Here is a 12,552-nt window from a genome sequence, read left to right as displayed (position 1 = left end):
CATACCGGACAGCCGAAAGGGCACCACATGACGGCGACGGCCCCCGACCCCCAGCACACCGACCCCGCCCGCTCCCGCCGGGCCCTCATCGCCGGCTCGGTCGGCAACTTCATCGAGTGGTATGAGTTCGGCGTCTACGGCTATTTCGCCACCATCATCGCCGCCAACTTCTTCACCCCCGACGGCGCGAGCGACATGGAAGCGCTGGTCAAGACGTACGCCTCCTTCGCCCTGGCGTTCTTCTTCCGTCCGCTCGGCGCCGCGCTCTTCGGACGGCTCGGAGACCGGGTCGGCCGTAAGCCCCTGCTCATCCTGGTCGTCCTGCTCATGTCTGGCGCCACGACGCTGATCGGCGTACTCCCGACTTACGCCACGATCGGCGCGGCGGCCCCGTGGCTGCTGACGCTCGTCCGGATCGTGCAGGGGCTGTCGGCCGGCGGGGAATTCGGGGGCGCGGTTTCGGTCATGACGGAATTCGCGCCGCGTGGCAGGCGTGGGCTGTACGGGTCGTGGCAGTCGTTCACCGTGGCGCTGGGGCTGCTCGGGGGAGCCGGCGCGGCGGCCGTGCTCGCGACCGCGCTGCCCGAGCAGGACCTGGCGGCCTGGGGATGGCGGGTGCCGTTCCTGCTGGCCCTCCCGCTCGGTCTCGTGGCGCTCTGGCTGCGGCTGCGGCTTGAGGAGACGCCGTCGTTCGAGCGGGCGCGTACGGCGGGACCGCTCACGAAGCCGAGCGCCGGTGAGGTGACCAAGGCGATCGTGCTGGGTATCGGGCGGCTCATGGGCTGGTCGGCCGCCGGGTACACGTTCCTGGTCGTCATGCCCTCCTACCTCCAGACCACGCTGAACGCCACCTTCCAGCAGGCGCTGGTCGCCACGGTGCTGGCCAACCTGGGCTTCGCTCTGGCGATCATCCCGGCGGGCGTGTTGAGCGACCGGGTCGGCAGGCGGCCGGTCATGCTGGCGGGGGCGATCTCGGTCATCGTGCTCGCCTTCCCCCTGCTGAACCTGCTCCAGGACCCCGGCGCTCCGAGCTGGGCCAAGGGGCTGGCCGTCCTGGTGGCCGGGGTGGCGGTCGGCCTGATGGCGGGACCGGGGCCCGCGATGCTGGCGGAGATGTTCCCGACCACGGTCCGCTACACGGGGTTGGGGCTGGCGTACTCGCTGTCGAACGCGGTCTTCTCCGGGTCCGCGGGGCTGATCATCACTGAGTTGATCAAGACGACCAAGGACGTCGACATCCCGGCCTACTACGTGGTGGCGGCCTGCGTCGTCAGCGCCGTGGCACTGGCCGGTCTGCGCGGGAGCGACCACCGAGAGGAACTGCGCGGCTGACCGGGCAGGGACAGATCCCGCATAAAAGTGGGGACAGATCCCGCATTGCAGCGGGCAGACAGTCGTTCCGCCACGACGATCGGCTCTACCAGAATGTGGGCCAGTGCACCGGTGTTCACGCCGGAGGTGAAGGCTCGCGTGTGGGTGCCCGCCTGGGCGCGAGGGTGTCCTGATCTTTCAGGTTTGTCGGCAGCTTCAGTGACACGGGTCGCTTCTGCTGCTCGATGTACTGTTTGAGTACGGTGAGCGGGCGCTCCGCCGACCGATCCGGCGAAATAGGAACCAGACCAGAAATGTCCGGCCCGGAGGTGTTTGTGGACGTGTGTGCTGTATTCCTTGCGAAGCATTCGGGCTGAGACCCCCTTCAGCGAATGACGAGTTTGGACAGGGCGACCTTGGACGGGTAGTGGACCAGGAGGTGGACGTGGTCGTGCTCGTTGAACTCGCGCAGTTCGACCTCGAAGTCGGCGCATACCTCGCGCATGAGTTCCTCGCAGCGGATCAGCATCTCGCCGGTGAACACCCCACACCGGAAATTGTCACAAACGCCAAATTTGTCACGAACACCAAATGGGCATGCAGGGTCGTGGACGACATGTCGCCCTCTTCTCACATCGGGATTCGCATTTCACCGCGGTGACATAAACCAAACGATACGATCAGCACGTGGAGAAGGTGAAGCGGACTCGTGCGCACGTGGCGCGCTTGGCGTTGGACAAGCGGCAATCAGCCGTCTTGGACGGTCAAGCCCACACCGCGCGTGCCGTGTGGAACCTGCTTCATGAGTTCACGACCTTCCGTCAGGGCCGCCTTGCGTCCTTGAAGGAGTGCGACGCGGCGATTCGGCAGGCCCGCCATGAGATCGGGTGGATGGGGCTGCTGCCCGCTCAGGCCGCGCAGGCGGTGCTGAAGATCTACCGGCAGGCGTGGGCGAACTTCTTCAACCCCGACCACCCGGCCGAACGCCCGACGTTCAAGGACCGCTTGCGGTCTCGGATGGCCGTGGACGTCCCCCAATCCCGCGACCTGCAGATCGCCAGGATCAACCGCAGGTGGGGCGCGGTGAACCTGCCCAAACTCGGGCGGGTGAAGTTCCGGTGGACCAAAGACCTGCCCGGCCTCACCAAGAGCGGCCCCCGCGGCAGGATCACCGGGGCTCGACTGGTGAAACAAGCCCACGGGTGGACCATCGCCTTCCGTACCGAACTGCTCGTCGCCGCCCCCGTGCCGCACACCGGGCCGAAGGCCGGCATGGACCGGGGCATCGCGGTCCCCCTGGCCCTGTCCACCGGAGAACACCTTCGGCACGGCCCATGGCTGTCCAGTGGGCAGCGCGAGCGGCTGTTGCGTTTGGAGCGCAAAAGCGCCCGTCAGCGTGCCAGCCGCGGCAAAGGCGACCCGGTCTCCAACCGGGAGCGTCGCACCTATGACCAGATCGCCCGGCTCCGCGCGACAGCCAAGCGCCGAGCCGTCGACTGGCAGCACCAGAGCACGACCCGCCTCGCGCGGCGGTTCAGCGCGATCGTGGTCGAAGACCTGAACATCACCACCATGATGGCCTCGGCGTCTGGGACCGTGCGGGAGCCGGGGGTCAATGTCGCTCAGAAGCGGGGCTTGAATCGGTCGATCGCGGGTCAGGCGTGGGGCCGGACGGTGGAGTTGCTGACCTACAAGGCCGTCGACCGCGGTGGCGTGGTCGCCAAGGTTGACCCGCGCGGCACCAGCCAGGAGTGCCACCGCTGCCACACCACCACGAAAGGGTCACGCGAGAGGCAGTCGCGGTTCGCGTGCAAGAACCTGGCGTGCGGATGGATCGGCAACGCTGATACCAACGCCGCCCGAAACCAGCTTCATCGGTACAACTCCGCCGCCGGATGGGCGGTCACAGGACGTGGAGACTCCGCGATAGCGGGGCCTGTGAAGCGTCAAGCATCCTGTCCCACAGTCTCGCCCGCACCCGCGCTGCGAGCTGCTGCGTAAGCAGCACAGGAATCCTCCACATTTATAAGGTGGAGGAGCACGTCAAGTCATGGCGATGGATCGGCTCTGGACGCCTGTCCCGGTAGCGCGTCCCAGGACGTCAGTGCCTCCAGCAGGCCGTCCGTGAGCGGTAGCCGTACCAGGTCCTCTCGTGAGCACCAGCGGGCGTCGGCGGCGTCGTCGCCCGCCGTGAGCGTGCCGTCCGTGACCGTGGCGCGGTAGTCGCGGATCTCGTACGTCACGCCGCCCGGCCCCGGACGGTCCACGGTGCCCACCAGAGGGCCGATCGTGACGACCAGGCCGGTCTCCTCCAGGACCTCGCGGCGCAGGGCGGCGGCGTCCGTCTCGGCGGCCTCCACCCGGCCGCCCGGGATCGACCACAGGCCCGCGCCCGGCGGGTGACCGCGCTTGATCAGCAGGAGCCGGCCCGAGGCGTCGCCGATGATGGCGCCCACGCAATTTACGCGCACATGGTCAAGATTACGGCTGGACAACAGCATGCGGCCTTGACGGGGCGGTGCCCTAGGACGCAGCGTAAATAGCTGTGAGAGCGGTACCAACCTGCCCACGGTGTTTTGGTTCACTTCACGGGCCAAGTGCGTGGTCGAGCGCCTGGCGGTGTGACGCCCACGGTGATGTCCTGCCCTACCAGCCACCTTGGCCCCCGTCCGCCAGGGCGGTCGAGACGATGCGGAAGAGCTCGATGGTGCCCGTCTGGCTGCCATGGCCCTTGCCGCCCGGCTGGCTCGTCACCGGGTTCGCGGAGGCGGGCGACGAGCGTACGGGGGGCCGGGCCAGCGTGGTCGCGCTGTGCGGCCCTTCGCTGACGCGGGGGCCCGCCGACCTGCTGGTCATCGCGGAGGAGCCCGGCGTCGGGCTGGGGGCCGCGTTCGCGGGACTGGACGGGCCCGATCCCGGCGAGGGGTTCGACTCCGGGCCGCCGAACGCGAAGATCGTCGTGCTCGGGCATCCGACCGCGCTGTGGTGCGTGGGCGCGGCCGCCGATCGGGCCGTCTACGCCGGCGAGGCGATGGGAAACTGGCTGTGGACGATCGCCTGGCCCGCCGAGGCCGGGTGCCTCATCGCGCTGGCCGAGCTGAGCCTTCACGACCTGCGTGACCTTGAGCTTGACCTGCCTTTCGGCGCTTTCTCGCCGAGGCTGGAGTAGTCCGTACGGACGCCTCTCGACCGCGGCACGGTCAACGAGATTCGCTCTGTCACTCAGACGGACTAGAGTGCGGAGGCGTGACAGCGCGTATCGAGCGAGTGGTGAGCGAGGGTGTCGTCGACATCGACGGCACCGAGCACAAGGTCGAGAACAACATCTGGATCGTCGGCGACGACGACGAGGTGATCGTGATCGACCCGGCGCGTGACGCCGACAAGATCCTGGAGAAGGTCGGCGAGCGAGAGGTGCTCGCCGTGATCTGCACCCACGGTCTGCCTGACCACGTCGGCGCGGCCATCGAGGTGGCCAGCAGGGACGAGGCGGTGATCGCCCTCCACCCCAAGGACAAGCCGCTCTGGCGGGAGACCTGGTCGCAGACCTGGCCCGACATCGACATGGAGGACGACGGCATCTTCGAGGTGGCCGACGTCCGGCTCGACGTCATGGATACGCCCGGCGTCACGCCCGGCGGGGTCTCGCTCTACTGCGAGGCGCTCGGGGTGGTGTTCAGCGGCGAGACGCTGCAGGCCGACGGGCCCGGCAAGATCGGCGGCGAATACCCCGACCTCAACTTCCAGCTCAACGCGATCGGGGCGCGGCTGTTCACGCTGCCCCCCGAGACGCGGGTGCTGGCCGCACACGGCGACGAGGTGACGATCGGCGACCTGGAGCCGCACTTCGGCGAGTGGCGCATCAGCGAGCCGGACGACGCGGACGAGGGCCCGCTGACCGACGGCACGAAGGCCGCCGGGATCAGGCTCGATCCGGATGACAACCGGGGTGTATGACCAGCTGCCGCTGGAAGGGATGCCGCGACGGCTCTATTCGTGTACGCCGTCGCGGCTGAACGCCTGGCTCGACTGCCGCCGCCGCTACCGGTTCACCTACCTCGACCGGCCGCAGCCGTCCAAGGGGCCGGGGTGGGCGCACAACAGCGTCGGAGCCAGCGTGCACAACGCGCTCGCGGCCTGGTGGCGCGAGCCCTATGAGCGGCGGACGCCGCTGACGGCGGCCATCCTGCTGAGCAACGGGTGGATCACCGAGGGGTTCAGGGACGCCGAACAGTCGGCGCAGTGGCTCGGGCGCGCCCGCGACCTCGTGTCCGGATATGTCGGCACACTGGATCCGTCGGATGATCCGGTCGGCGTCGAGCGTACGGTGGCCACGCGCACCAAGGTCATCGCCGTGTCCGGCCGCATCGACCGGCTCGACCGGCGGGGCGACGAGCTGGTCGTGGTCGACTACAAGACCGGACGGCGGCCTCTCACCCAGGACGACGCGCGGTCCTCGCTCGCGCTGGCCATCTACGCGATCGCGGCCTCCAGGATGATGCGCACGCCGTGCCACTCGGTCGAGCTGCACCACCTGCCGACCGGCGAGATCGTCGAATGGCGCCACACGGACGAGTCCCTCGGCCGTCATCTGGGGCGGGCGGAGGAGGTCGCGGTCGAGGCCGCCACCGCCGACGAACGCTACCGCGAGGTGATGGGCGCACCGGGCCCGGTACGCCCCCGCGGTCGAGCATCCGGTACGACGAGCGGCGGCCCTGGCACGACTGGTCAGGGCGTTCGGGACGGCGCCGAGGCGGTCGCAGGCGTGCCCGCCGCCCAGGAGGCGAGTGGTCCCAAGGAGCGGCCGCACGTCGGGCCTCCGGCGGTGTCGCCCGAGCTGGACACGATGTTCGCCCCCAGCCCCGGCCCGATCTGCGGCTGGTGCGACTTCCGGCGCCACTGCCCCGAAGGGTTGGCCGCCGCACCCGAGCACCGCCCCTGGGACGGCCTGGCCGAATAACGCCTACAACCTGACACCCGGTCGGTGGTCGTACGACGCCTCCGGCCGGGTGGCCAGGTGACCATGGTGAGACATCCGGTTATGGTCGGATAGTGGGTCGGGTGGGGCGTTTGCCGGTGGCGGTGGCGCTCGGCGCCCTGTTCAACCCGCTGAACTCCTCCATGATCGCCATAGCCCTGGCCCGCATCGAGACGGAGTTCCGCGTCGGCGTCGTCGCCGTCACCTGGCTGGCCGCGGGCTTCTACCTGACCGCCGTCGCCGTGCCGCCCCTGATGGGCGCGATGGCCGATCGCTTCGGTCCCCGGCGGGTGTTCTGCGGCGGGCTGGTCATGGTGGGCCTGACCGGCGCCCTGGCCGCTTTGGCCCCCTCCTACCCCGTCCTGGTGGTGGCCCGGCTGCTGCAGGCGTTCGGGAGTTGCGCGACGCTCCCGGCCGGGATGGCGATCATCACGGCGACGGCGGAGAAGGGGCGGCCGGCGCCCCGCGTCATCGCGCTGATCTCGATGGTGCTGACGGCCAGCGCCGCCGCCGGGCCGGTGCTGGCGGGGTTCCTGGTCAGCCTGTGGGGGTGGCGGGCGATCTTCCTGGTCAACGTCCCGCTCGCGGCGGTGGCGCTCGTACCGGCGCTGCGCTGGCTGCCCAAGGTGGCCTCCGTGCGGCGGCGGCAGGCATGGCTGCCGAGGCCGAAGCCGGCGCTGCTGGCCACCTACGGGGTGTTCGCGATGGTCAACGTGGTGTTCTATCTGGCGTTCATCATGGTGCCGCTCTGGGCGCAGCGCTCGGCCGGGCTGCCGCCGCACCTCGCGGGACTGCTGGTCCTGCCCATGGCCGTGTCGGCGGTTCTCATGACGCCGGTGGCGGTGGCGCTGGCCGCGCGTGTGGGGATGCGGGCCGTGCTGCTGGTGAGCGCGGGGCTGCTGCTGGCGGGGTCGTGCGTCATGTTCTTCGTCGGGCCCGTCGGGGTGGTGCTGGTGATCACGTCGCTGATCGGCCTGGCGTCCGCGTTCAGCCAGTTCGGCCTGAACTCGCTGGTGTTCGTACACGCCGACCGGAACGAGACCGGCTTGGCCGTGGGGCTCTTCCAGGCGTCGCGGTACATCGGAGCCGCGACCGCCGCCTCGATCACGGGCGTGCTGTACGCCCCCGAGACCATGGCCCCAAGCGGCTGGGTCATGGTGACGGCCTCGACGCTCATCCTGCTCGCCGGATTTGTCATCCCCGTCGAGACATCGGATGAAGAATCTCGTCAAAAGAGCTAAAAACCAGCAATAGGGAGAAATCCCAGGGCATAGCTCCGATCTCAGCCATTGACGCAAAGCTTCCAAAGCGGTCATATCTGGTGTAACCCCTATGGAAGGCAGGTGCGCATGTCCCAGCCGAAGGAACAGGGCAAGAGGCAGCCACGCAGGATCCATGAGAAGAAGGTCAGGGCCCGCGGCGAGGAGATGACCTGGCACAAGCCCGACTACCAGGTCGTCGAGGCGTCGATGGAGATGACCGCCTACTTCCTGGCCACCAGGTAACCGGGCACCGCCATGCGACTGCAGGTGCTCGGCACCGCGGCCGGTGGCGGCGTGCCCCAGTGGAACTGCGCGTGCCCTGGCTGCTCCGGGGCACGCGCTCATCCGGGCCGCCGCAGACGCCACGCCAGCCTGGCCGTACAAATGGACGACGGGTGTTACGTCGTCAACGCCACGCCCGACATCGCCGAGCAGATCGAGGCGTGCGCGTGGCTGCGGCCGGGGCCGGGGCCGCGCGAGTCGCCGCTGAAGGGCGTGATCCTCACCGACGCCGAGCTCGACCACACGATCGGCCTGCTCAGGCTCAGGGAGGCGGACGAGCTGGAGGTCCGCTGCACCCCGGTGGTACGGCAGGCGCTGCGGCCCCTCGCCGACATCCTCCGCCCGTACGTGCGGATCTCCTGGGCCGAGGCCGACCTCATCCCGATATCGGCGAAGCGACCCCGGTACGCCGACTTCCCGGAGGCTCCGGACTGGGTCTCCGCCCTGCGCCTGATGGGGGGAGCCGTGGTGTACGCGCCCGCCATGGGCGTGTGGCCCGAGGCGCTGGACGAGGCCGAGTGCGTCATCATCGACGGCACGTTCTGGGACGACGAGGAGCCCCGCCGCACCGGGATCTCGGCGAAGACCGCCACCCAGATGGGCCACCTCCCGATAGAGGCGACCATGGAGCGCCTGTCCCGGTTGCCGGGCCGCCGCCTGTACACCCACCTCAACAACACCAACCCCCTCGTGGACCCGGCGGCCGAGCAGCACAAGGTGCTCGCCGAGCTGGGGATCGAGGTGGCCGCCGACGGGATGGTGATCGACCTGTGAACGGCTTCGAGGCCGAGCTGCGTGCCGTACCGGAGAAGCGCTACCACCACCTGCACCCCTTCAACCAGCGCATGCACGCGGGCGAGCTGACCCGTGACGAGCTGCGGGGCTGGATACTCAACCGCTTCCACTACCAGCGGCACATTCCGATCAAGGACGCGTTCATCCTCGCCAAGCTGGCCACGCCCGAGCTGCGCAGGACATGGCTGCGCCGGATCCAGGACCACGACGGCAGTGCGCCGGGCGAGGGTGGCATCGAGCGGTGGCTGCGGCTCGGCGAGGCGGCCGGACTGGACCGGGCCCTGCTGCTGTCGGGCGAGGGCGTGCTGCCGGGCGTGCGGCTGGCCGTCGACGGCTACGTGAATCTGTGCCGCAACGGCTCCGCGCTCGAAGCCGTGGCCGCCTCGTTGACGGAGCTGTTCGCGCCGGACCTGATGCGTACCCGGATCGCCGCCTTCGAGCGGCACTACCCGTGGATCGACCCCGAGGGGCTGCGTTACTTCCGCGTACGCGTCTCTCAGGGCCGCCAGGACAGCGGCGAAGCACTGGCCCTGGTCCTGGAGTGGGCACGGTCCCGTACGGACCAGGAGAGGGCCATTGCGGCGCTCGGCTACAAGTGCGACGTGCTGTGGGCGCTGCTCGACGCGGTGGACGGGGCCTACCGATGACCGAGCCGACGACCGGCCCGACGGCCGAGCCGACCACAGCGCCGGCCACCTGGCGCCCCGTGCTGTCCCGCGCGGCCATGCTGCGCCACGATCCGGTACGGCAGGCCGACCTGCTGATCGTGCCCGAGCGGATCGTCGTGCTGAACGAGGAGGCGGCGGCCATCGTCGGCCTCTGCGACGGCGAGCGGACCGTGGCCGACATCCTCGCCGAGCTTCCCGAGGGCGCGGAGGCCGACGTGGTGGAGTTCCTCGACCGGGTGCGCGCCGAGGGGTGGGTGCGATGAGCGCCCCGTGGGCCATGCTGGCCGAGCTCACGCACGCGTGCCCGCTGCGCTGCCCGTACTGCTCCAACCCGACGGAGCTGGCGGCCAGGTCGAGTGAGCTGAGCACCGCCGAGTGGCAGCGGGTGTTCGCCGAGTCGGCGGCGCTCGGCGTCGTGCACGCCCACCTGTCCGGTGGGGAGCCGCTGCTCAGGCCGGATCTGGCGGCGATCGTGGCGGCGGCCGCGGGGGAGGGCGTCTACACCCAGCTCGTCACCAGCGGCGTCGGGCTCACGGAACGGCGGCTCGGCGAACTCGCCGCGGCGGGGCTGCGCAGCGTGCAGCTCTCGGTCCAGTCGGCGACGAGCGTGGAGTCGGACCGGATCGCCGGAGTCGCCTCGTTCGCGTGGAAGGAGCGGGCCGCCGACGCCGTGGCGGCGAGCGGGCTGCCGTTCGGGCTCAACGTGGTGCTGCACCGGGAGAATCTCGACGCCGTCGGCGAGATCATCGAGCTCGGGCTGGCGTGGGGCGTGGAGCGCATCGAGCTGGCCAACACCCAGTTCTACGGGTGGGGGCTGCTCAACAGGACCGCGCTGCTGCCCACCAGGGAGCAACTCGCCCGCGCCGAGGCCACAGTCACGAAATATCGGGAAAAGACCGATGTTGAGCTGATCTGGGTGATCCCCGATTACTTCGACGGTGTGCCGAAGCCCTGCATGGGCGGCTGGGGCGCGATCTCGATCACCGTCGCGCCCGACGGCCGGGTGCTGCCCTGCCCGGCGGCCTACGCCCTGCCCCTGGAGCTGCCGAACGCCCGTGACCACTCGATCGGCTGGATCTGGGAGCATTCGCCCGCCTTCAACGCCTATCGGGGCACCGACTGGATGGGCGAGCCCTGTGCGAGCTGCCCGCGCAAGGAGCTCGACTTCGGCGGGTGCCGCTGTCAGGCGTACGCCCTCACCGGCGACGCGAGCCGCACCGACCCGGCCTGCCGCCTGTCACCCGACCACCATCTCCTCGACGACCTGGCGAGCGGCGGCACATGGACCTTCAGGCGACCGGCGCCTACGGTGGGTGCCGACACGGAGACCCTCAGGGCGCCTTTGGCAGATGGCGGCACGGGGACCGTCAGGCGGCCAGCGCCTTCGGCCGGCGGCGCGGATCGGTCAGCCCCCTGAGCCCCTTGCCGGTGTCGTAGCCGGCGGCGGCGAGCCGCTCGCGGGCGGCCCGCAGCATCTCCCTGGTCGCCGGCATGAACGCGTGGTCGTGCAGCGGCTCGGGCAAGGAGTTCATGGCCAGCCGGAACGCTCTCAGCCCGGCCGTCACCGTGGCCCGCGGCACCGCCGGCAGCACCCCGTACATCCGCCTGGCCCACTCCGGCAGCGAGTAGTAGCACAGCGCGCCGAACGGGAAATAGGCGGGTTTGCCGGGCGTGAGCGCCCGCAACTCCTGCGGCAGCCTCGGCCACAGCAGGAACCGCACGGTCGCGGCGGCCTCCTCGGTGACGCGCAGCGCGGGACGTACCCGCTTGAAATAGGCGTCCATCTCCGCGCACGAGCCCGGCACGTCCTCGGGGTGCAGGCCGACGTAGGAGGCGCTCTTTCGCTGCTCCCGCAGGTAGGCGTCGGCCTGGCGCTCGGTGAGCCCCAGCCCGCCGCGCCTGGCCACCTCCAGGTACGACGAGACCTCCGCGCAGTGCACCCAGAGCAGCAGTTCGGGGTCGTCCACCCGGTGCGTCCGGCCGGTGTCGGGGTCGCTGATGCGCAGGCTCTTGTGGATGCCGCGCACCCGCCGGCCGATCTCGTCGGCCTCGGCCGGACTGCCGAACGTCACGCGGCCCACGAAGTCGGCGGTACGGCGCAGGCGGCCGAACGGGTCCTCCTGGAAATTGGAGTTCTGCCAGACGCCGCGCATCGCGAGGGGATGCAGCGCCTGGAGCATCAAACCGCGCACGCCGCCGACCCACATGGCGCGGTCGAGGTGCACCAGCCAGGTCACGCTGTGCGGCGGCTGGACGACGATATCTTCGATGCTCGTCATAGTAAGTACATGGTTACAGATCATTGGATCGAATGTCCAATTGCTGATGCTCCGCGGCGTTCCAGAACCGGACCAGTGCCGTGGCAGTGGTCTCCGGAGCCTCCACGGCCGGTGAGTGGGCCGCGCCGGGCAGCACCACGCACTCCGCCTCCAGCCGGGCCGCCATCTCCGACTGCAGCTCGGCCGGCCAGCCGTCGTCGCGCTCGCCGTAGAGGACGAGGGTGGGCACCTCGATCTGCCTGAGCTCGTCGGTACGGTCGGGCGCGGCCAGCACCTGCTCGGCCATGCGTGACAGCGCGGTGGGGGAGTTGGCCAGCAGGCGCTTGTGAAGAAAGGCGATGATCTCATCGGGCACGCCGTTGGCCAGCGCCTCGGGCTCGAACCTGGTGGACCAGAGGTGTTCGAGCCCCAGGGTGGGGAGCTCCTTCATGATCGTCTTGCCGCTGCGCGCCCGCTCGCCCACGATGCCGGACGGCCCCGAGCTCATCAGCGTGAACGAGGCGAACTTCGTCCGGCCGTCGATGACCGCCTCGCGCGCGACCAGGCCGCCGAAGGAGTGCCCGACCAGATGCATCGGCTCGCCGCCCGCGCCGCCGAGCGTCTGGGCCAGCAGGTCGACGTCGGCGCCGAGCGCGGCGAACGAGTAGGCGGCCGGGTCGTCGGGACCGGGCGTCTCATACTGCCCGCGCAGGTCGACGGCCACCACCCGGCGGCCCGACTGGGCCAGGGTCTGCAGGATCGCGATGAAGTCTTCCTTGCTGCCGGTCAGACCGGGAACCAGGAGCGCGGGCCAGCGCTCCACCACACCACTGACCGGAAGCGCCTCAAGGGCCGCGAAGGTGCCCTGGGACGTTTCTATCTTTTGTGGTGCAACGCCAGGAGGCAGGTCGAGGAAGCGCGGCGTACTCACGTGAGGCAACAATACCCAGAGGTCAGCGCCTCGACACCGGCATACTCCCCACGCTGGTGCGAAACGG

14 protein-coding genes and 1 pseudogene are annotated in these 12,552 nt (G+C 69.9%); 11 read left to right on the top strand and 4 right to left on the bottom strand.

What is annotated here, in order from left to right; all coding sequences use genetic code 11:
• Window positions 1-27: 27 nt before the first annotated feature.
• A complete protein-coding gene (locus ACGFJ2_RS33930; protein WP_357944341.1) occupies window positions 28-1,332 on the top strand; it encodes an MFS transporter in 1,305 nt (434 codons plus the stop codon).
• A 205-nt stretch (window positions 1,333-1,537) separates the two neighbouring features.
• Here ACGFJ2_RS33930 and tnpA read toward each other — a convergent pair.
• Window positions 1,538-1,945 (bottom strand): annotated as a pseudogene (gene tnpA / locus ACGFJ2_RS33925) (IS200/IS605 family transposase); the annotation flags it as partial.
• Between the two features lie 53 nt (window positions 1,946-1,998).
• Between tnpA and ACGFJ2_RS33920 the strand changes: the two are divergent.
• Entirely contained in the window at window positions 1,999-3,312 is a 1,314-nt protein-coding gene (locus tag ACGFJ2_RS33920) for an RNA-guided endonuclease InsQ/TnpB family protein (protein ID WP_393475257.1), read from the top strand.
• A gap of 47 nt (window positions 3,313-3,359) precedes the next feature.
• Here the strand turns inward: ACGFJ2_RS33920 and ACGFJ2_RS33915 are convergent, their stop codons facing one another.
• Complete coding sequence (locus tag ACGFJ2_RS33915; RefSeq protein WP_358179363.1) at window positions 3,360-3,782, bottom strand: NUDIX domain-containing protein; 423 nt, start codon at window positions 3,780-3,782, stop codon at window positions 3,360-3,362.
• 74 nt (window positions 3,783-3,856) lie between these two features.
• Here ACGFJ2_RS33915 and ACGFJ2_RS33910 point away from each other — a divergent pair, with 74 nt between their 5' ends.
• From ACGFJ2_RS33910 to pqqE, 9 genes are all read left to right on the top strand, one after another.
• Complete coding sequence (locus ACGFJ2_RS33910; protein WP_357944346.1) at window positions 3,857-4,480, top strand: DUF6758 family protein; 624 nt, start codon at window positions 3,857-3,859, stop codon at window positions 4,478-4,480.
• 77 nt (window positions 4,481-4,557) lie between these two features.
• On the top strand, window positions 4,558-5,268 hold the full coding sequence (locus ACGFJ2_RS33905) for an MBL fold metallo-hydrolase (protein ID WP_357944349.1): 711 nt from the start codon (window positions 4,558-4,560) through the stop codon (window positions 5,266-5,268).
• Complete coding sequence (locus ACGFJ2_RS33900; RefSeq protein ID WP_393475252.1) at window positions 5,249-6,271, top strand: RecB family exonuclease; 1,023 nt, start codon at window positions 5,249-5,251, stop codon at window positions 6,269-6,271. Before ACGFJ2_RS33905 ends, ACGFJ2_RS33900 begins: the two co-directional genes overlap by 20 nt.
• A 101-nt stretch (window positions 6,272-6,372) precedes the next feature.
• Complete coding sequence (locus ACGFJ2_RS33895) at window positions 6,373-7,530, top strand: MFS transporter (protein WP_393475249.1); 1,158 nt, start codon at window positions 6,373-6,375, stop codon at window positions 7,528-7,530.
• Window positions 7,531-7,638: 108 nt separating this feature from the next.
• Window positions 7,639-7,794, top strand: coding sequence for a pyrroloquinoline quinone precursor peptide PqqA (gene pqqA / locus ACGFJ2_RS33890; RefSeq protein ID WP_357944357.1), 156 nt, complete (start codon window positions 7,639-7,641; stop codon window positions 7,792-7,794).
• 12 nt (window positions 7,795-7,806) lie between these two features.
• A complete protein-coding gene (gene pqqB / locus ACGFJ2_RS33885) occupies window positions 7,807-8,607 on the top strand; it encodes a pyrroloquinoline quinone biosynthesis protein PqqB (RefSeq protein WP_393475246.1) in 801 nt (266 codons plus the stop codon).
• Window positions 8,604-9,275, top strand: a complete 672-nt coding sequence (gene pqqC / locus ACGFJ2_RS33880; RefSeq protein WP_357944362.1) for a pyrroloquinoline-quinone synthase PqqC — start codon at window positions 8,604-8,606, stop codon at window positions 9,273-9,275. Before pqqB ends, pqqC begins: the two co-directional genes overlap by 4 nt.
• Window positions 9,272-9,559 carry a pyrroloquinoline quinone biosynthesis peptide chaperone PqqD gene (pqqD, locus tag ACGFJ2_RS33875; RefSeq protein WP_393475242.1) on the top strand — a complete coding sequence of 96 codons (288 nt, stop codon included), beginning with the start codon at window positions 9,272-9,274 and terminating at the stop codon, window positions 9,557-9,559. The genes pqqC and pqqD overlap by 4 nt, the downstream gene beginning before the upstream one ends.
• Window positions 9,556-10,713, top strand: a complete 1,158-nt coding sequence (pqqE, locus tag ACGFJ2_RS33870; RefSeq protein ID WP_358179370.1) for a pyrroloquinoline quinone biosynthesis protein PqqE — start codon at window positions 9,556-9,558, stop codon at window positions 10,711-10,713. Before pqqD ends, pqqE begins: the two co-directional genes overlap by 4 nt.
• Here the strand turns inward: pqqE and ACGFJ2_RS33865 are convergent.
• Together ACGFJ2_RS33865 and ACGFJ2_RS33860 are read right to left on the bottom strand one after the other, a co-directional pair.
• Window positions 10,664-11,575: an oxygenase MpaB family protein gene (locus ACGFJ2_RS33865; protein ID WP_357944371.1), complete on the bottom strand. Its 912-nt coding sequence runs from the start codon at window positions 11,573-11,575 to the stop codon at window positions 10,664-10,666. The genes pqqE and ACGFJ2_RS33865 overlap by 50 nt on opposite strands.
• A 13-nt stretch (window positions 11,576-11,588) precedes the next feature.
• The gene (locus ACGFJ2_RS33860; protein WP_357944374.1) at window positions 11,589-12,485 is read right to left on the bottom strand and encodes an alpha/beta hydrolase; all 897 of its coding nucleotides are present in this window, start codon (window positions 12,483-12,485) and stop codon (window positions 11,589-11,591) included.
• Window positions 12,486-12,552 lie beyond the last annotated feature (67 nt).

The sequence above is a fragment of the Nonomuraea sp. NPDC049028 genome, assembly GCF_043197735.1.
Taxonomy (GTDB): Bacteria; Actinomycetota; Actinomycetes; order Streptosporangiales; family Streptosporangiaceae; genus Nonomuraea.
Note: the sequence above shows the minus strand (reverse complement) of the source record. Positions and strands in the feature narration are given on the sequence as shown.